Here is a 756-nt window from a genome sequence, read left to right as displayed (position 1 = left end):
TTATACGAAAACTCAAAAGAGCGCAAAAAGACTCCCCTTGTGATATAATGAAGGTGAAAAAATTGTATTAGGCTACTGGCTCGTCTCTAGTAGCCTTTTTTGTAGCACAAACTCCTGATAAGTGAGATTTTCTTTCAAAAGGATATAAGCTATTTTAAGAAGTTGATGTGCGAGTGCAATAGTTGCTTTTTGCGGTCCTCTCCTACTTTGAATTTGGTAATAACGCTCTGCTAGTGGACTTCCTTTTTGTCTTTTTGCCGCAAAAACTGCTTGACAGAGACACCTTTTTAAATAGGAATTGCCATGTCTGATTTTTGTGCTCCTCTTTTTACCGGCACTTTCATTATTTCCAGGACACAAACCAGCCCAGGAAGCGAGATGTCCAGCTGTTGGAAACTGGCTCATGTCTACCCCAATTTCCGCTATGATCACAGAGGCTGTAATAAGATCCATACCAGGAATAGAATCTAGGATTTCCACTGGTCTCTCATAGAGATTTAGATAGCCGTTTATACGCTCTTCCAAACAATCGATTTGTTTTTGATAAAAATTGTAAATCTCTAAGGACTGACCTAACATAAAACGATGATGAGCCGAAAAGTACCCATCAAGTGCCTCAAGGAGTTGGGGAACTTTTCTTTTCAAACTGGTATAAACAGATTGATGGATCATTCTTGGGGTAAGGGGCGTCTCATCAATAAGCAGCTGCAGTAAGTTTCGACCAGAAGCACCCATGATATCTTCTATGTAGGTTGT

General features: G+C 39.9%; 1 protein-coding gene. It reads right to left on the bottom strand.

Annotation, left to right across the window (positions count from 1 at the left end; all coding sequences use genetic code 11):
- Window positions 1–72: 72 nt before the first annotated feature.
- Window positions 73–756 (bottom strand): transposase (locus QM911_RS09890; RefSeq protein WP_414313883.1); only part of this gene is annotated, 684 nt, incomplete at its 5' end.

The sequence above is a fragment of the Streptococcus infantis genome (genome assembly GCF_047460825.1).
Taxonomy (GTDB): Bacteria; Bacillota; Bacilli; order Lactobacillales; family Streptococcaceae; genus Streptococcus; species Streptococcus infantis_V.
Note: the sequence above shows the minus strand (reverse complement) of the source record. Positions and strands in the feature narration are given on the sequence as shown.